Source organism: Pseudidiomarina sp. WS423, from assembly GCF_050750165.1.
GTDB lineage: Bacteria > Pseudomonadota > Gammaproteobacteria > Enterobacterales > Alteromonadaceae > Pseudidiomarina > Pseudidiomarina fusca.
The window spans coordinates 191,821-210,387 of sequence record NZ_JBOJLN010000001.1; the positions used below are offsets into that span (position 1 = coordinate 191,821).

An 18,567-nucleotide genomic window follows, 5' to 3' on the forward strand; every position below is an offset into this window, starting at 1 on the left:
TGGCTCTTATCAATCTGTCTGTTTGGTCATTTTTACTAGCGCCACTTGCCAGCGTAGAGGCAATCGGCCTTGCTCATTACGATACTTAGCCATGTTAACCTGCAGGGCCTGTAACTTAGACTTACTTAGCACGGACGGCAACTGCGCCTGGTGCTGCCACCTATTGACGTCGCCACGGTAGGTGGCCCCTATCCCCTGTAAGTCTTTCAACATAGCCAGCACCGAATCATTCATGATCGTCACTGGGAGTCGTTTAAACTCAAGCTGCCAACCGGGTAAAGCGGCTAATAATTGCTGCAATTCGGTTTCACTATAGAATTGCCGATGGCTCCATTGCCCACCTTGTAAGGCTTGTAGTTCTGCTCCCAGCGGCAGCATCGAGCCCTCTAGTAAGGTACTGAAGACTAAACAGCCTTGCGCACGCAGCAGACCATGAAATTGATTGATGGTGGCTACCAAATCGCCAACCCACTGCAACGATAAATTGGCAAAAATAGTATCCACACTGGCAGCAGGCAAGGGTAAAGATTCAGCGTCGGCGATCAGCCAATTAACTGCGGTGTGTTGATGCTCAACGCTGCGAACCTGGCGCTGTGCTTCTGCAATCATCTCTGGGGCAATATCTACGCCAAGATAACCGGTGCTCCGGGCCACCAAAGCCATGGTATTTACCGCCGGACCGCAGCCTAAATCAATCACTTGTCCTACCTTGGCTGGCAGCAACTGAAGTAACTCCTGCGCACAACGTTGTTGTAACTCGTTATGCTGTTGATACGACTTAGCCGCTCGACCAAAACGTTGCGCTACTTGCTGCTTACCCGCCGTTAGAGCCAGGCTCGGCAAGGGCGTTAATGCTGCAGACATTGGACTAGCTCCTGCATCAATTGCGTCAGCACCGCCGGTGTATGGCTGGCACTTAGGGTTAGTCTTAGCCGAGCTTGCCCTGGCGGCACCGTGGGCGGACGAATCGCCGCCACGACAAAACCTCGATTGCGTAAGTGTTGTTGCAGCTGCAATGCTTTGCTATCGGTCCCCACCGGCACCAGTTGAATGGCCGTATTGGTGGCTGCCATAAGGGGGATGCCGTACCCAGCTGCAAGCCGAGAGACAAGGGCGATGTTTTCTTGCAAGCGCTGGCGCAACGAACTGCCTTCTGCCGCTTGCACCAGCTTAATTGCGGCACTCACCGCTGCTGCTTGCGCCGCACTTATTGCCGTCGAGTAAATGTACTCTCGGGCATGATTATGAAGATAGTCAATCACAGCTGTGGGCGCTAACACTGCTGCACCACCTACCCCCAGCGCCTTACCAAAGGTCACCATCAGCAGCGGCAATTGGCGTTGATTCATCACCCCACCAATGCTGCGACCGTCGGCACCAACCACGCCGAGACCATGCGCATCGTCGACATAAAGATCAGCATGTTCCGCCACTTGCCGCAGTTGTGCTAAACAGGGACTGTCGCCGTCCATACTAAAGACACTCTCGGTAACGACTAAGTGCGCTTGATCTGTCGCCGTTAATTCAGGCAGCAAAGGCGCCAACTGATTATGAGCAAAACGCTGCCAGCGCACCCCACTTGCGCGCATGCCATCAATGAGGGAGGCATGCGCTAAGCGGTCGGCATGGATTTTGTGGTAGAGTTTGCCAAGCTGCAGCAAGGTACTAAAATTGGCCGCGAAGCCACTGCTAAACAGTAAGACATTATCGCGCTCCAACCAGTCAGCTAATTGTTGCTGCAAGTAAAGATGCGGCGATTGGGTGCCGCACACTAACGCCGAACCACCACTACCCGTACCATATTGCTGCAACGCTTGCTGGTAGGCAGCAATAACTTGGGGGTGTTCGCTCAAACCTAGATAATCATTACTAGCGAGCAACACCCCTTGAGGTCGCACTTGCGGTTGACGCCAACGTTGTTGCTGTTGGCGCTGCCATGCTCCGTGTTGCAGCGCATCAGTTACCTGCAGATGCATCTCGCCACCTGATCCTATTTAGCCGGATAATAGAGTGTAGGTTGGCGTTGCTCTTGAATCGCATCGGCTATCACGCTTTGGTGTACTTCATCCGCATAATCGGTATGTTGTAGCGGTTTGATGCCAAGCCGTTGAAACAAGGCCTGATCGCTATCAGTACCCGGATTGGCCGTAGTCAATAACCGCTCGCCATAAAAGATAGAGTTAGCACCAGCCATAAAACATAAAGCTTGCATGGTATCGGGCATCGACTCCCGGCCAGCTGATAAACGCACAAAGGAGGTGGGTAAAGCAATTCGAGCAACCGCAATGGTGCGCACAAATTCAAAAGGATCAAGATCTTCCAGCTCAGCAAAAGGCGTTCCTTTAACTTTCACCAACATATTGATAGGTACGCTTTCAGGATGCTGTGGTAACTGTGCCAATTGGCTAATAAGACTTGCGCGATCATGCCGACTCTCACCCATGCCAACAATGCCGCCGGCACAGACTTTCATGCCGGCATCACGAACATGTTGTAACGTGGCCAAGCGATCTTGATAGGTTCGTGTCGTTATAATTTCACCGTAGAATTCTGGTGAGGTATCTAAATTATGATTGTAATAGTCCAGTCCTGCTTGTTGTAGCGATTTAGCTTGCAGGGGCGTTAACATCCCCAGCGTCATGCAGGTTTCTAACCCAAGCTGTTTCACCCCTTGAATCATCTCAATTAAGTATGGCATGTCACGATCTTTGGGATTACGCCAAGCGGCTCCCATGCAAAAACGGCTGGCTCCAGCTGCTTTTGCTGCCTCTGCCTCTGCTAAAACCTTTTTCACTGCCAACAACCGTTCTTTGTCGACATCAGTGCGGTAATGGGCGCTTTGCGGACAGTATTTGCAATCTTCCGGACAGGCGCCTGTTTTGATCGATAACAGGGTACTAACCTGCACTGCATTAGCGTCAAAATGACGCCGATGAACTTGCTGTGCCTGAAACAGCAAATCATTAAAAGGCAATTCAAATAACTGCTCTAACTCGGTTGCACTCCAATCGTGCCTAACTACATCACTAGCTGCCATAACTCTCGCTCTAATATCCAATAGCTCATTCACTTATTGCATAGCCTACTTCGACATTTTAAACTGTCAACTTAATAATTACCGATAAAATAACAAGCGATGAATTAATGACCAAAATCAGTCAGGCAGATTTACTCTTTGATCAGCAACATATCTGGCATCCCTACACCTCATTTGCCAAGCCACTGCCTACCTATCCGGTGGCAGCAGCAACAGGCTGCGAGCTAATCCTCAGCGACGGTCGCCATTTGGTTGATGGCATGTCATCGTGGTGGGCAGCAATCCATGGCTACAATCATCCACAGCTCAATCAGGCCGTCAGTGAGCAATTGCAGCACATGAGCCATGTGATGTTTGGGGGTATTACCCACGCCCCAGCCATTGCTCTCTGTAAACACTTAGTGGAACTTACCCCAGCACCATTGCAACAGGTTTTTCTTGCTGATTCAGGCTCAGTTGCGGTGGAGGTTGCGATCAAAATGGCTGTGCAATACTGGGTGGCACGGCAACAACCGCAGAAAAATCGTTTAGCTACCATCCGCGGTGGTTATCATGGCGATACCTTTGCGGCGATGTCGGTGTGCGATCCCGTAAATGGTATGCATGGGCTCTTTCAAAATAGTGTACGTCAGCAATTATTTGCCCCCTGCCCTGAGATCACCCCAACGCAGCAGTGGCTAGACTCGGCAACCGACGCCATCGAGCACCTGTTACAACAACATCAGCAAGAACTAGCCGCGGTTATCCTCGAGCCGATAGTGCAAGGAGCTGGCGGTATGCGTTTTTATCATCCAAATTATTTGCGCAAAATCCGAGAACTCTGTGACCACTATCAGGTGTTGTTGATTGCCGATGAAATTGCTACCGGATTTGGCCGCACTGGCACCTTGTTTGCTTGTGAACATGCTGCAATCAGCCCCGATATTATGTGCTTAGGGAAGGCCTTAACCGGTGGTTACATGACGCTTGCGGCGGTATTAACCACTACTGACATTGCTACCACCATCAGCCATGGACCCGCGGGCGGTACCTTTATGCACGGCCCGACGTTTATGGCTAACCCACTCGCCTGTGCGGTCGCTTGTGCCAGCATTGAACTCCTATTGGCGTCGCCATGGCAGCAACAAGTAGCTCAAATAGAGCAATCGCTGCAGCAACAATTAGCGCATCTCGTACAATATGCCTGCGTTGCTGAGGTCAGAGTATTCGGAGCTATTGGTGTGGTTGAGATGCAAGCCCCCTTAGATGTTGCTGAAGCCCAGCGTATTGCCGTTGCTCATGGGGCTTGGATCCGACCCTTTGGTAAATTGCTGTACATCATGCCACCCTTCATTATTAGCCCCGAACAACTTGCTTGTTTAACCCTTGCCATGCAAGAAATCGTGAAACAGGTAGAAAGGCGTTGATTTTCGCTTGAGTCTGACGCAAAGCAAGGTAACATAACGGTCTATTTGTGATGTGTTAACTCACTGTCTTTTTATTTGTTCAACAAACGGAGTTTTTAGGCCCATGTCCTGCGCTACCATTGTCGATGTTTTATCGGGGAAAATTGCCGTTGGTGAAGAAGTTACTGTTCGTGGCTGGGTTCGTACCCGCCGCGATTCAAAAGCAGGAATTTCTTTTATCAATGTGCATGACGGTTCTTGTTTTGATCCAATTCAGGCTGTAGTTCCAAATCAACTCGATAATTACGACAATGACGTGTTAAAACTCACGACCGGTTGTAGCGTTGCGGTGACAGGTACGGTGGCTGAATCTGCCGGCAAAGGTCAATCTTTCGAGTTGCAAGCCACAGCCGTACAAGTATTTGGCTTTGTTGAAGATCCTGACACCTATCCGATGTCGCCCAAACCGCACTCGATGGAATATTTGCGTGAATTTGCTCACTTACGCCCACGTACTAATATCACCGGTGCCGTGATGCGTGTTCGTAACTGTTTAGCGCAAGCTATTCACCGCTTCTTTCATGAGCGCGGATACATGTGGGTTGCGACCCCAATCATCACCGCCTCAGATGCCGAAGGTGCCGGCGAGATGTTCCGGGTATCTACCTTGGATTTACTCAACTTACCGCGCACTGAACAAGGTGATGTTGATTTCAGTAAGGATTTTTTTGGTAAAGAAGCCTTCTTGACAGTATCAGGTCAGCTTAACGGTGAAACATACGCCTGTGCACTATCTAAAATCTACACCTTTGGCCCCACGTTCCGTGCTGAGAACTCAAACACCAGTCGTCACCTAGCGGAATTTTGGATGGTTGAGCCAGAGCTCGCCTTTGCCGATCTTAACGATATCGCAGACTTAGCTGAAGATATGCTGAAATACTGTATCAATGCGGTATTAAGCGAACGAGCCGATGACATGGCCTTCTTCCAGCAACGGGTGGATAAAGATGTCCTTAATCGCTTACAGCATGTGGTCAGCAATAAGTTCGTGCACATGGATTACACCACTGCGGTCGAAATCTTGCAAAATTGTGGCAAGAAGTTTGAGTACGCCGTTGAATGGGGCATGGATTTACAATCTGAGCACGAACGTTATTTAGCTGAAGAACATGTAGGTGCGCCTATTATTCTGAAGAACTATCCGAAGGACATCAAAGCATTCTACATGCGCCAAAATGATGACGGCAAAACCGTCGCAGCCATGGACGTGTTAGCGCCAGGTATTGGTGAAATTATAGGTGGTAGCGCCCGTGAAGAGCGCTTAGATCGCCTTGATACGCGCATGCAAGAGATGGGCTTGCCGATTGAGCACTACGGTTGGTACCGTGATTTACGCCGTTACGGCACAGTTCCTCATGCCGGCTTTGGCTTGGGCTTTGAGCGCTTGGTCACCTATGTTACTGGAATGGGTAACATCCGTGATGTGATCCCGTTCCCGCGGGCTCCGAAAAACGCTGATTTCTAAGACGCTATTGGGCTACCCGTTTAAGTAGCTGCTGCTGTCACAACGCCGAGTAACCCCTCGGCGTTGTTCGTTGTGAGCCTAAGTTATTACTCCACTATCTCAACTTTACTCTGCCAATCTTTATCAGGCTTGATGGGCGTAGCGACCGCTGGCGTACCAACGTATAAAAAGCCAACGATAGCATCGGCTGGCGCTAAGCCAAGTTGAGCTTTAACCACCCCATCTTCGGCTAACCATCCAGTACGCCAGATGGCCCCTAACCCTTGTGCGAACGCAGCTTGCTGCAGCAATAAGGTGGCGCAGGCAGCGCAGGCCAGTTGCTCATCGCGCGGTACTTTGTCGTGTTGCTGTGCCCGCATTGCTACCATAATCACTGCAGGTGCTCGCAAAGGCAGTTCTTGGGCTTGTGCCACTTGCGTTTCATTAAGCTCGCGAGCCTTTGCAGCACTGGCGAATATTGTGCCCAACTTAGCGCGCCCCTGCTCTTGATAAAGCGTAAAAGAATACGGCATCAAGGCCATGTGATCAGGTGCTCTGCAAGCGGCCTGAAACATCAATTGTAATTGTTCATGAGTTGGCCCAGGTGCAACTAACCGAGGCATAGATGAACGAGTCGTTAATAATTCAATGGCTTGCATGGTGTCCTCGGACTCCTAGATTCAACTAATAATGTGCTGCTGCAGCGCTAAATAATGCATAGCTTAACAAATGATCACGCTCTGTTACATTGTCTGACTAGTTTCTCTAAAAAATCTGCTGTAATCTTCGTAGTAAGTCTTAATTTAGAGTAGGAACATTTTATATGAGCGGGATTGCTTCAGTCTTTAAAAAGCTATTTGGATTGATCAACTTTTTCCGAAAGTTGATTGTCAATGCGGTATTTTTTCTTGTTTTAATTTTAGTTTTAGGGCTACTTGTCGCTGAGGAAGAACAAGTTAAGGTACCTGAAAATGGCATGTTGGTGCTGCAACTGAATGGTATCTTGGTTGAAGAAGAAACTTGGGTCGACCCCGTTGACCAGTTCTTTAATGAAGCCTTCGGTGGCGGGAGTCAACTTCCTGAAGTCTTACTCGTTGACGTGTTAGAAAGCATCGAACAGGCTAAAACTGATGATCGCATCAGTGGTATTCAGTTAAATCTGAGTAACTTCGCTGGTGGCGGCAGTAACAAAATGCAAGCATTGGGCCAAGCCTTACTTGATTTTCGCAGTGCTGGTAAACCTGTAGTAACTTATGCCGATAATTACACTCAAAACCAATATTATGTGGCAGCCCATGCGGATACCATTTATTTGAACCCACTCGGGTCGATGATGTTCGAAGGTTTTGGTGGCTACAATCTCTACTTCAAAGATTTCTTAGAGAAGTTCAACATTACTGCTCATGTCTTTAAAGTGGGTGCCTTTAAGTCGGCGGTAGAACCCTACACCCGCAACGATATGTCTGATGAAGCGCTAGCCGCGAACAAAGAGTTGTATGACGAGTTGTGGGACACCTACATGGATGACCTAAGCCAATTACGTTCAATCAGCCCATTGATGCTAAGTGGCAAAATGGATGATTTCCGTCAAGCTCTGACTCAGTATGACGATGATATGGCGCAACTAGCCCTGAATACTGGATTAGTTGACGCTCTCTACAGTCGTGAACAATTCCGTGCTGAAATGATTGGAATTACCGGCCTTGATGACGATGAAAAGAGCTGGCGTCAAATCAACCACGAACAATATTTAGCTGCTCTTAACGGTCAAGCGGAGCAGTTAGAGGACAGCAGCGAACATAAAGACAAGGCAGAAATTGCCATTGTTGTAGCTCGTGGTGTTATTTCTGATGGCCAAGCCAAACCTGGTAGTATTGGCGGAGATAGTACCGCTGCCCTACTGCGTAAAGCACGCCTAGACGAAGATACCAAAGCTGTGGTGTTGCGTATTGATAGCCCAGGCGGCAGTGGCTTTGCCTCAGAAGTGATTCGCCAAGAGGTGCTAGAACTGAAAAAAGCAGGCATCCCAGTGATTGCCTCAATGAGCTCGGTTGCTGCATCAGGTGGTTATTGGATTGCCGCTAGCGCCGATGAGATTTGGGCCACTCCTACCACCATTACTGGTTCGATTGGCGTTTTTGGTATGTTCTTTACCATCGAAAAAGCGCTAAACGAATTTGGCGTGTACAACGATGGTTACCACACCACAGATTTGCCGGTATTAGATATTACTCGTGGTATCGATGATAACGGCCGCTATCTAGTGCAAGTATCCATCGAAAAGTTCTACCGTGATTTTGTTGGTATGGTAGCCGAAAGTCGCAACATGAGTTACGATGCCGTGCACGAGGTGGCTCAGGGGCGGATTTGGACCGGGCGCAAAGCCAAAGAGTTGGGTTTAGTTGACCAATTAGGTGAACTTGATGATGCCATTAGCGCTGCGGCCACCCGAGCTGGTGTCAGTGACTACGACGTGGTGACCGTGAGCAATGATCTGAGTCCACGTGAGCAATTTATGCAAGAGTTGTTTGGTCAAGCTAGTTTGTTAGTTCCTAGCGAGCTACGCAGCACCGAACAGAATCCACTTAAAGCGCAGCTATACAGCTTATGGGAAGAAGTTGAAGCAACCTCTAAATTCAATGACCCGAACGGTGTGTATGCTTTGTGTGAGTTATGCAAACTAAACTAAATGACTAAAAAAAATATTTATGTTGCCTATACCGGCGGCACGATAGGTATGCAAAAGTCAGCCCAGGGATACGTCCCTGCGGCTGGCTTTTTAACAGAATGCGTACACAATATGCCGGAATTCTTTCGTGACGAAATGCCCAATTTCACCATTCACGAATACCAGCCGCTCATGGACTCGTCTGACATGTCGCCCGCTGATTGGCTTCATATTGCTGAGGACATTCAACGCAACTACCAAGCTTACGATGGCTTTGTGATCCTCCATGGCACCGATACCATGGCCTACACCGCATCAGCTCTCTCCTTCATGTTCGAAAATTTGGCTAAACCGGTGATTATTACCGGTTCGCAAATACCGCTCGCGGCGTTGCGCTCAGATGGTCAAACCAACTTATTAAATGCTTTGTACATAGCAGCTAATTATCCCATTCATGAAGTTGGTTTATTTTTTAACAACACCCTGTTCAGAGGTAATCGAGCAACCAAAGCCGATGCGAATGGCTTTAACGCATTTGCCTCACCCAACTTTTCGCCGTTATTAAAGGCCGGCATTCAAATCACCCTGCAAGAGGGCAAAATCCAAGCCTTAGGGAATGAGCCGTTGCGCTTAACCGCAGTAACGCCTCAGCCAGTTGGCGTGGTTACCCTTTACCCAGGCATATCGGCTGCGATCTTTGACAACATGCTTCAGCAGCCCGTGAAGGCTCTTATCATGCAAAGTTATGGGGTTGGCAATGCGCCACAAGATCCAGCGTTGCTGGCTAGTTTAGAGCGCGCAATTGCGGCTGGTACTGTGGTACTCAATTGTACCCAATGCTTTAAAGGTAAGGTGAACATGGGGGGGTACGCCACGGGCAATGCCTTAGCCCAAGTGGGAGTGGTCAGTGGCCATGATATGACCATTGAAGCAGCACTGACGAAGTTACATTATTTGTTATCGCAAAACTTAAGTCAGGCCCAGATCAATACCCTACTAGAAACTAATTTACGCGGTGAATTAACTGCTTAACTTGATTTGCAAGCAGTAGATTTCAGACAAAAAAATGCTCGGGACCAATCCAAGGTTGTCCCGAGCAAGGGGAATGGCTCAAGGGATTGAGCCGTGCGCTAAAACTAAAAGGAACTCATGATTTGAGTGTAGACAAATTTTCTACATTTGCTAACTTTTAGCTGGATTTTTACACAATCCTTAATTAGCGCCTTGAAATAACTTGAAAAAATTATTCTTAGTCACTGCCGCAACTTCAGCTAAACTGCAACCTTTGATGTCGGCAACACATTTTGCCACATCCGCAACTAGCGCAGGATGATTCTGTTTACCCCGGTGTGGTACCGGCGCTAACCAAGGGCTATCGGTTTCTATTAATAGATGTTGCAACGGAATAGCTTGAACCACTTCACGCAACTCAGTCGCACTACGAAACGATGCGATGCCTGAAATTGAAATGTAAAAGCCCAGTTCATCAATGGCTCGCTGCGCCATTTCTAACGATTCAGTAAAGCAATGCAGCACACCTCCACAACGCTCAGCACCGCCCTCTTTTAACATACTTAAAGTGTCCTCACGAGCATCGCGGGTGTGGATAATTAATGGCTTGTGAAGTTCGTTAGCTAACTCAATGTGATAAGCAAAGCTCTCTTGCTGTACCTTTTTACTGTCGGCATCGTAATAGTAATCCAAGCCGGTTTCACCAATAGCTACAACTCGTTCGTGTTTGGCTAAATCACGCAGTAGATGCTGCTGTAAGGGGTGTTTAGCGACATACAAGGGATGCACACCACAGCTTAGGTAGATATCTTCATAGTCGGCCACCAGCTCGGCCATTGCGGGAAACTCTTCGAGAGTAACGCCAATACATAGCATACGTTCAACTTGGGCGGCGCGAGCCGTGTCTATTAGTTGCGCGAAATCGCCACCAAAGTCGGCTAAATCAATTTTGTCTAAATGACAGTGTGAATCGATAAACACAAGGACTCCTATAACGGTGTGTTTATTATTTAATCAAATAGCCATCAGCTACAAGGGCTACATGGTAGCAGTGGCTAGTGCAGTATCACTGATGGCAGCTAACTTTGACTCAATCATGTTTTTTAACATGGCTTTATCGTCAACAAATTGCACCCCTACCCCTTGTTGTTCAGGGCGGCTAGGCTTAGAGGGCGCCAACCATATAACTTTGCTTTTAACTAGCACTGAGTTGTGCTCACCGAACAGGCGAACTTCGAGCAAAAACTCATCGCCTATACCGAGTGGCTCATCGGTATTAAGAAACATGCCTCCGCCTTTGATAAAAGGCATATAGTAACGGCGCAGTTGTGCCTCTGAATTCAACACAATGCGTTTTTTCACCAAAGGTGATTCTATCGGTCGCTGCTCTAAGTCCATAATAACCACTGTTGTTGTAATAATAACGGGCCATTCAAGCCTGGTTGCTGCTCTGTTTGCTGACGCAAAGTATAGCATAGGTGCAGCCACTGGTTTAGCTGACTAACCGAGTAGCCCTTTACGCCCAATAAGCTGGTTAGCTGTTGCTGCAGCTCTGGATAGTTCAAACGTTGTTCAGGTAATCTTTGGCTTACTCGAATAAGCTCTTGTAACAGCTTGGCACTGGCATCTAGATAGCCCAGCCAATTGCCCTTAGTAAGTAGCGGCCAACTGCCCTGACCCGCCAGCACTTGTAGCAGGAGTTCAAGCTCAGCTACGCTGTCATCGTTGCCTGCTTGGACTTTTGCCAATGCTGTATAGGGTGCCTGCGCATAACGCTGCATCAATTGCTGCTGCGCCTTGCTCAATGGCTGTTGTAATTGGTGTTCAAGCCACGCTTGTAAATCTGCCAGCGCCGGTGCAGAAAAGCGATGGAGTCGCATCCGGCTACGTAACGTCGGTAATAACTGACTGGTGCGTTCTGGGCTCAAAATCAAATAGGTGTTGGCAGTTGGCTCTTCTAAGGTTTTTAACAACGCATTCGCCGCCGCTACAGTCATCCTGTCGGCATGCTGAATCCAAGCAACCTTGTTGCCTTGCTGGGTTGCTGTACCTTGCAGCGCTTCGGTCAGCGCTCTGATAGCATCAACGCCGATGGTCGTTTTACCTTCGGCAACGTCTACCTGATGGTAATCGGGATGGGTATGAGCTTTATATAACAAACAACTTTTGCAGGTACCACAGGCCTTACCGCTTGGCTGCTGGCATAGTAGCAACGCGATAAAGGCATCGATAAACACGTCCGTGCCTAACGCTGGCTGCCACGGAATGCAATGAGCATGACTCAATTGTTGTTGGCGTTGAGCCTGCACCAGCTCCTGCCAAGGTAAACGTAGCCAAGGCGCACTCATCTAGCGTAACCCCAAACGAACAAGGTACTCATCAAGTACAGCAATGATTTGCTGTTGCACTTGCTCAATGGATTGATCCGCAGCAATCACCTTAATAGAAGGATCCGCTGCTGCAATCTCCAGATAGCGTTGCCGCGTTCGCTCAAAGAAACTGACATGCTCTTGCTCGATGCGATCTAAATCACCACGACTGCGTGCTCGCTGCAGTCCCACCTGAGGATCGATATCTAGGAGTAACGTTAGGTCTGGCACAAAGTCACCTAAGACGAGGTTTTTTAATGCTTGAAGCTTAGCATCACCTAGCTGGCGCCCACCCCCTTGGTAAGCTCGTGAGGACAAATCATGACGGTCAGCAACCACCCACTGTTGTTGCGCTAGCGCCGGTTTGATCACATTAGCCACCAACTGTGAACGACTGGCATACATCAGTAATAATTCGGTTTCTGCAGTGAGTTGTTCTTGCCACTGCTGCTTCACTAAATCTCGTATTGCCTCAGCTAGCGGGGTGCCACCGGGCTCGCGTACCGTTACAGGTTGCAGCTTGTGTTGCTGCAGATAAGCCATCACACAAGCTATTGCGGTACTCTTGCCGGCCCCTTCTAGGCCCTCAATTACAATAAATTTTCCGTTCATAGCTTTCCGTTATAGCTTAGGGTTGTTGGCGCTGATAGCGATTTACCGCGGCGTTGTGCTCGGCTAAGGTTTTGGAAAAAACATGCCCGCCAGAGCCGTCCGCAACAAAGTAAAAATAATCCGTTGAGGCGGGATGGGCCGCTGCTAACAAACTCGCCCGACTTGGCATAGCTATTGGCGTTGGTGGTAAACGTTTAATCCGATAGGTGTTATAAGCAGTCTGCTCGCGCAAATGAGCTCGGGTTAAATTACCATCAAAATCAGTGATGCCGTAGATTGTTGTTGGATCCGATTGCAGCCGCATGCCGGCACGCAAACGGTTTACGAACACCGAAGCAACAGTAGCTCGCTCGCCAGTGATCCCTGTTTCTTTTTCAATAATGGATGCCATGATAAGCAACTCATAAGCATTTGCATAGGGCAAATCAGCGTCTCGTTGCTGCCAAATTTGCGCTAATTGCTGCTGCATTTTATCGTACGCAGCCCGCAAAATATCAAGCGCAGAGGTATAGGCGCGATAATGGTAGGTTTCCGGAAAAAACAAGCCTTCCAACGTTGCCGGAGTCTCATCAAACAGTTGCTGATAATCGCGGCCTAGCTCACGTCCTAGCAAAGCTAACAATGCCTCACCGTCGTTCGCGGCCAATTGCTGCAACGGCTCACTGGCTAAATATGGACTTGCTTGCAACCGAGCCAACACTTGCTGCAACGTCATCCCCTCGATCAAACTCACTTGAAATTGATGTTGTTTACCGGCTTGCAACTCTTGCCATACTTGCTGCAAGGTATGTGTTGGCGTAATCGCATAAACCCCAGCTTGTAAATGATGCGGAGTAACCAAGATGCGACTTGCTAGATAACTTGGAGTGACTTCAAGCTGCGCACCTTGTTGTTGTAACTGATGCAACAGACTACGCGCATGGGTACCTGGCTTAACTTCCAGCAACACGTCATCTGCTAAACCTAAGGGTTGTTTAAGCAACCAAGCACCATAACCAAAGGCAGCAATACCCCCAGCAAGCACAAGCAGGCAAGCAATTAAGCTAGCAATAACGAGGCGTTTACATCCCACTGATTAAGTTCCTTTGGTAACTCTGGCATGGCTAGCATTCGGTCATCAATAGCGGCTATTGGCCGCGGCCCTAACACACAATTACACACAAACATTTGTTCTACTTGCGCTAATTCTGCGGGCCTTAGTTTAGTAAGCTTTACCTTGCCAATGATTTGTTTATCAATCAATTGTTTTCTTACCACACCGGCAATTCCAGCTTGCTCTAAGCGCGGTGTGCACCATTGCTTACCATCATACCAAAAGATATTACTACTGGTTGCTTCAATAATGTTCGCTTGTGTGTCTGTGACTAATAAATCATCAAAACCACGTTGTTCACATTCATCGCTAAGCAACACCTGCTCTAATCTGTTTAAGCTTTTTAAACCAGCTAACATAGGCTGCTGCGCTAACTTAAAATGCGCTAACGCCACTCGTAACGGGCGTGCTGACCAAGGTGGTAGATCTGAGCGCTGCACGTACCAGTGGCCCCTAGCTTGGTGATCTAAGCGATAACCGCGAGCACTTGCGCCACGAGTTATAATAATTTTGATGACACTCTGAGGATGTTGTTGGGCAATCTGCTGCAGTAAGTGCAGCACTTCATCGGCGCTGGGTAGTTGCATCCGTAACTGCTGACTGGCGTACTGAAGGCGTTGCCAATGAGACGACCAAGCCTGGATCGTACCGGCCTGAATAACTAACGTAGTGAAGTGTCCGTCGCCAAATTGTAGACCACGGTCTAGAGAAGTTTGAGTAAGGGGCTGGCCATTCATCCACATGCAAAAAAAAGGCGGAATTTTCATTCCGCCTCTGCGCTTGCTTAGAACTTAGTCGTTTGCGTGATTGTTCACGTAATCGATTGCTGCTTGCACAGTTTTCAGCTTTTCAGCTTCTTCGTCTGGAATTTCAGTACCAAACTCTTCTTCTAAAGCCATAACTAACTCAACGATATCTAGTGAGTCAGCACCTAGGTCATTTTCAAAAGAAGCTTCTGGTTTCACTTCTTCTTCTTTAACACCTAGTTGTTCAACAATAATTTTCTTTACGCGATCTTCGATATTACTCATTGTATGTCCCTTGAAATTTAGGTCACCCGTTCAAAATTGGGCTTAGTGTAGTGAATGCGTCGCCATTAATAAAGCAAAAATTGCGCTTTACCCGAGAGGTCGTACCCCTTAAGCACAACTTTACTTGAACTAACTGGCTTGTTACACCATCGCCATGCCACCGTTAACATGAATTGTTTCACCGGTGATGTAGGCTGCACCCGGTGATGCTAAGAACACCACGGCTGCAGCTATTTCTTCTGGTTTACCCAGTCTTGCTGCTGGTATATTGCTAAAAATAGCTTGTTTTTGATCTTCTGTCAGCGCTTTTGTCATATCAGTATCAATAAAACCTGGCGCCACGCAATTTACTGTAATTCCGCGAGCCGCAATTTCTTGCGCTAATGATTTAGTAAAGCCGACGACTCCAGCTTTGGCTGCACAGTAATTCACCTGGCCCGGATTACCCGTGGTACCCACCACCGAAGAAATATTGATAATACGACCATGGCGACGTTTCATCATACCGCGTAGCACCCCTTTACTGAGTCTAAACACAGACTTTAAGTTGGTGTCTAAAACGCTATCCCAGTCATCTTCTTTCATTCGCATCAGCAGATTATCTTTGGTAATGCCGGCGTTATTAACTAAGATATCAAGTTGACCATAGGTTTCATCAATGAAAGCTAAGATACTAGCCACGCTTTCATCTGCGGTGACATCTAATGCGACGCCAACCCCGTGCTCACCCAAATAACTAGAAATAGCTTCTGCACCGGCCGTAGTCGTTGCTGTACCTACCACAGTTACACCTTGCGCCACTAATTGCTCAGCAATCGCCTTACCAATACCGCGACTCGCGCCGGTGACTAACGCCACTTGTCCCGTTAATTTAAATAATTCACTCATGGTTGCTTCCTTTTATGACGCTTTGCATACTATCGATGGTATTGAGCGCGTCTGTCTGCAAATTTTTATCAATGCGTTTGATCAAGCCCGTTAAAACTTTACCTGGACCCACTTCGTACACTTCAGTCACGCCTTGCGCTGCTAAACTTTCGATAATCTCAGTCCAGCGTACGGGCGAATACAGCTGTCTAATTAAGGCATCACGAATAGCATCAGGTTCACGCGGAGCTACCACGTCAACGTTGTTGATGACCGGTACTTGCGGCTGATGCAGCGTCAGCGCTGCTAAATCCACTGCCAAACGCTCGGCGGCCGGCTGCATCAGTTGACAATGGGATGGCACACTGACGGGCAACGGTAACGCTCGCTTTGCTCCTGCTTCTTTACAGGCTGCCGAGGCACGCTCTACGGCCGCAGCATGGCCGGCAATAACCACCTGGCCTGGCGAGTTAAAGTTAACTGCGGCCACCACCTCGTCTCCGGCTGCTTCTTGGCAGGCAGCTATTACAGCGGCATCATCTAACCCGATGATCGCTGCCATGCCACCTACCCCAGCTGGCACTGCTTGCTGCATGTACTCGCCACGATGAGCCACCAATTGCACCGCATCAGTAAACTCTATCACCCCAGCACAAACCAGCGCTGAGTATTCACCTAAACTATGTCCGGCCATGAATTCTGGCACCGCCACACCTTGGGCTACCAGCACCCGATACAAAGCCACACTAGCAGCCAACAGCGCTGGTTGAGTGCGCTGCGTTTCATTCAGTTGCTCGGCCGGACCATGCTGGGTTAACTGCCACAAATCATAGCCAAGCACGTCACTGGCTTCAGCAAAGGTCTGCTCGACCTGCGGAAACTCAGCCGCAAGCTCTGCTAACATACCTACAGTTTGCGACCCCTGACCGGGAAAAACATAAGCACGCATCATGCTATCCTTTTATTTCATTCTGATGATAATCAATACACAACTAACGCTGAGCCCCAAGCAAAGCCGCCACCAAAAGCTTCTAGCAGTAGCCGTTGCCCACGTTGGATACGACCATCGCGAACTGCTACATCCAGCGCTATTGGCACCGATGCCGCCGACGTATTACCGGTGTAACTTAAGGTCGTTACCACTTGCTCCATGGGCATCTGTAGCTTCTTTGCGGTAGCTTTAATAATCCGCATATTGGCTTGATGAGGAACTAACCAGTCTAATTGGCTAGCCGTTAATTGATTCGCTGCTAGCGTCTCGCCAACCAGCTCACTTAATTTGTTTACCGCTACTTTAAAGACTTCATTGCCTTTCATGTACATCCAGGCTTCGCTTAACGCCTCTGGCTGATGACGGCGCGGATGGTTGGCACCAAGTAAGTCTGCAAATTCACCGGCACTATGTAAATGGGTCGACACAATCCCAGCGCTATCGCTAGCTTGCAACACGACGGCGCCGGCACCATCACCGAACAGCACAATAGTATTGCGATCATCAGGATCGCACAAGCGTGATAACACGTCAGCACCAATCACTAAAACGCGCTGATAAGTACCAGCACGAATGTACTGATCCGCCACACTTAAGGCGAAAATAAAGCCTGAACAGGCCGCAGCCACATCAAAAGCGGGTACGTTACGGTGCGTGAGTGCTGCTTGGATTTCACAGCCTACGCTAGGAAATGCTCGTTCACCAGAGGTGGTGGCCACCACGATAAGATCTAAATCATCGGCGCTCATTTGAGCTTGTTGAAGAGCCAATCGAGCGGCGGCTGCCCCCATAGTAACCACACTTTCTGCGGTAGTAGCTACGCGCCGTTCATGAATACCGGTACGCTCAACAATCCAATCATGGCTGGTGTCTACACGTTCTTCCAGCATTGCATTAGTAAGACGCTGAGCTGGTAAATAATGCCCAGTGCCTACAATCTTTGCATGCATGTAACATTTATTCCTGTGCTAACAGAACTTGCTCTACTCGGTCGCGAATTCGCCCAGGTAGATCCCGTTGTGCTTCTTCCACAGCTTGCTCAATGGCACTAAAAAATGCACGAGCATTGGCATCACCGTGGCTTTTAATCACAACGCCACGTAATCCTATCAGACTTGCACCATTATAGTGGTCGGGCTTCAGCCAATCCCATGATTTTTGCAGGCGCTGGTAAAAAATCCTCACAAACCAACGAGTTAACCAGTGAGCATTAATGTTTGATTTGATATTATCGAGCAATAAATCAGCTAAGCCTTCACAGCTTTTTAAAGCGATATTGCCGACAAAACCATCACAAACAATCACATCTGCTTTGCCAGAAAATAAATCATCGCCTTCAATGAAACCTATGTAGTCGATGTGTTCAGAAGCTTGTAACAAGGCAGCCGTGGCTTTTACCACGTCATTACCTTTGATTTCTTCTTCACCCATATTCAGTAAAGCTACCCGTGGGCGCTCGATTTTTAAGACCTGGTGCGCGGCTTCGGCACCCATCACCCCAAACTGAAACAAGGTGTCTGAATCACATACAGGATTGGCACCTAAATCAAGCATAAAAGCTAATTTACCCTGCTGTTGTGGAATCGCCGACATCAAGGCTGGCCTTAAAATGCCTGGCAAGGTCTTTAAGGTAAAGTAGGCTTTGGTCATCAAGGCGCCGGTATTTCCGGCACTCACACAGGCTGCCGCTGTTTCATTAGCAACTAATTCGAGTGCAACGCGCATGGATGAATCTGGTTTAGCACGCAGAGAGTAGCCCGGCTTGTCGGTCATAGTGACCGTTTGGCTGGCATGCTTGAGAGTAATCTGAGGATGTTGCAGCAGCTGTTGCTGTTGCAATAAAGGCGTCAGTTCTGCTTCATCGCCAACGACAATAAAGTGAACCTCAGGAAATGTTGTTAGCGCCTGTGCAAGCGCGCTAATAACAACTGAGGGGCCATGATCGCCCCCCATTGCATCAAGTGCTAGTGTCAGTGTGGCCATAGCCTCACTTCCGTCA

At 48.5% G+C, this 18,567-nt stretch carries 19 protein-coding genes; 4 read left to right on the forward strand and 15 right to left on the reverse strand.

Annotation, left to right across the window (positions count from 1 at the left end; all coding sequences use genetic code 11):
* Window positions 1-9: 9 nt before the first annotated feature.
* The 3 genes from ACQ661_RS00890 to bioB are packed head-to-tail and all read right to left on the reverse strand — an operon-like array spanning window position 10 to window position 3,037.
* Entirely contained in the window at window positions 10-864 is an 855-nt protein-coding gene (locus ACQ661_RS00890; RefSeq protein WP_431667348.1) for a methyltransferase domain-containing protein, read from the reverse strand.
* A complete protein-coding gene (locus tag ACQ661_RS00895) occupies window positions 849-1,976 on the reverse strand; it encodes an aminotransferase class I/II-fold pyridoxal phosphate-dependent enzyme (protein ID WP_431667350.1) in 1,128 nt (375 codons plus the stop codon). The genes ACQ661_RS00890 and ACQ661_RS00895 overlap by 16 nt, the downstream gene beginning before the upstream one ends.
* 14 nt (window positions 1,977-1,990) lie before the next feature.
* A complete protein-coding gene (gene bioB, locus ACQ661_RS00900) occupies window positions 1,991-3,037 on the reverse strand; it encodes a biotin synthase BioB (protein ID WP_431667351.1) in 1,047 nt (348 codons plus the stop codon).
* 107 nt (window positions 3,038-3,144) lie between these two features.
* Here bioB and bioA point away from each other — a divergent pair, with 107 nt between their 5' ends.
* Window positions 3,145-4,443 (forward strand): adenosylmethionine--8-amino-7-oxononanoate transaminase, encoded by a 1,299-nt coding sequence (bioA, locus tag ACQ661_RS00905; RefSeq protein WP_313932279.1) that lies wholly within the window; start codon window positions 3,145-3,147, stop codon window positions 4,441-4,443.
* A gap of 103 nt (window positions 4,444-4,546) precedes the next feature.
* Window positions 4,547-5,947, forward strand: a complete 1,401-nt coding sequence (gene asnS / locus ACQ661_RS00910) for an asparagine--tRNA ligase (RefSeq protein ID WP_313932278.1) — start codon at window positions 4,547-4,549, stop codon at window positions 5,945-5,947.
* A gap of 86 nt (window positions 5,948-6,033) precedes the next feature.
* Here asnS and ACQ661_RS00915 read toward each other — a convergent pair whose 3' ends face one another.
* Window positions 6,034-6,585 (reverse strand): nitroreductase family protein, encoded by a 552-nt coding sequence (locus ACQ661_RS00915; RefSeq protein ID WP_431667352.1) that lies wholly within the window; start codon window positions 6,583-6,585, stop codon window positions 6,034-6,036.
* 164 nt (window positions 6,586-6,749) lie between these two features.
* Between ACQ661_RS00915 and sppA the strand changes: the two genes are divergently transcribed.
* Window positions 6,750-8,615, forward strand: coding sequence for a signal peptide peptidase SppA (sppA, locus tag ACQ661_RS00920; RefSeq protein ID WP_431667353.1), 1,866 nt, complete (start codon window positions 6,750-6,752; stop codon window positions 8,613-8,615).
* Window positions 8,616-9,626, forward strand: coding sequence for an asparaginase (gene ansA / locus ACQ661_RS00925; RefSeq protein WP_431667354.1), 1,011 nt, complete (start codon window positions 8,616-8,618; stop codon window positions 9,624-9,626). It abuts the gene before it with no gap.
* Between the two features lie 180 nt (window positions 9,627-9,806).
* Here ansA and ACQ661_RS00930 read toward each other — a convergent pair whose 3' ends face one another.
* The 11 genes from ACQ661_RS00930 to plsX form a co-directional block, all read right to left on the reverse strand.
* Window positions 9,807-10,586, reverse strand: coding sequence for a TatD family hydrolase (locus tag ACQ661_RS00930; protein ID WP_162014471.1), 780 nt, complete (start codon window positions 10,584-10,586; stop codon window positions 9,807-9,809).
* Between the two features lie 57 nt (window positions 10,587-10,643).
* Window positions 10,644-11,003 (reverse strand): PilZ domain-containing protein, encoded by a 360-nt coding sequence (locus tag ACQ661_RS00935; RefSeq protein WP_162014472.1) that lies wholly within the window; start codon window positions 11,001-11,003, stop codon window positions 10,644-10,646.
* Window positions 10,994-11,953, reverse strand: coding sequence for a hypothetical protein (locus ACQ661_RS00940; RefSeq protein WP_431667355.1), 960 nt, complete (start codon window positions 11,951-11,953; stop codon window positions 10,994-10,996). The genes ACQ661_RS00935 and ACQ661_RS00940 overlap by 10 nt, the downstream gene beginning before the upstream one ends.
* The gene (gene tmk / locus ACQ661_RS00945; protein ID WP_313932275.1) at window positions 11,954-12,586 is read right to left on the reverse strand and encodes a dTMP kinase; all 633 of its coding nucleotides are present in this window, start codon (window positions 12,584-12,586) and stop codon (window positions 11,954-11,956) included. It lies immediately after the preceding gene.
* 16 nt (window positions 12,587-12,602) lie between these two features.
* The gene (gene mltG / locus ACQ661_RS00950) at window positions 12,603-13,658 is read right to left on the reverse strand and encodes an endolytic transglycosylase MltG (RefSeq protein WP_313932274.1); all 1,056 of its coding nucleotides are present in this window, start codon (window positions 13,656-13,658) and stop codon (window positions 12,603-12,605) included.
* Window positions 13,625-14,446 (reverse strand): aminodeoxychorismate lyase, encoded by an 822-nt coding sequence (gene pabC, locus ACQ661_RS00955; RefSeq protein WP_313932273.1) that lies wholly within the window; start codon window positions 14,444-14,446, stop codon window positions 13,625-13,627. Before pabC ends, mltG begins: the two co-directional genes overlap by 34 nt.
* A gap of 24 nt (window positions 14,447-14,470) precedes the next feature.
* Complete coding sequence (acpP, locus tag ACQ661_RS00960) at window positions 14,471-14,710, reverse strand: acyl carrier protein (RefSeq protein WP_110075137.1); 240 nt, start codon at window positions 14,708-14,710, stop codon at window positions 14,471-14,473.
* A 141-nt stretch (window positions 14,711-14,851) separates the two neighbouring features.
* On the reverse strand, window positions 14,852-15,598 hold the full coding sequence (fabG, locus tag ACQ661_RS00965) for a 3-oxoacyl-ACP reductase FabG (protein WP_110075138.1): 747 nt from the start codon (window positions 15,596-15,598) through the stop codon (window positions 14,852-14,854).
* Window positions 15,591-16,529 carry an ACP S-malonyltransferase gene (gene fabD, locus ACQ661_RS00970; protein ID WP_431667356.1) on the reverse strand — a complete coding sequence of 313 codons (939 nt, stop codon included), beginning with the start codon at window positions 16,527-16,529 and terminating at the stop codon, window positions 15,591-15,593. Before fabD ends, fabG begins: the two co-directional genes overlap by 8 nt.
* A gap of 29 nt (window positions 16,530-16,558) precedes the next feature.
* On the reverse strand, window positions 16,559-17,518 hold the full coding sequence (locus ACQ661_RS00975; protein WP_110075140.1) for a beta-ketoacyl-ACP synthase III: 960 nt from the start codon (window positions 17,516-17,518) through the stop codon (window positions 16,559-16,561).
* 7 nt (window positions 17,519-17,525) lie between these two features.
* A complete protein-coding gene (plsX, locus tag ACQ661_RS00980; RefSeq protein WP_431667357.1) occupies window positions 17,526-18,551 on the reverse strand; it encodes a phosphate acyltransferase PlsX in 1,026 nt (341 codons plus the stop codon).
* Window positions 18,552-18,567 lie beyond the last annotated feature (16 nt).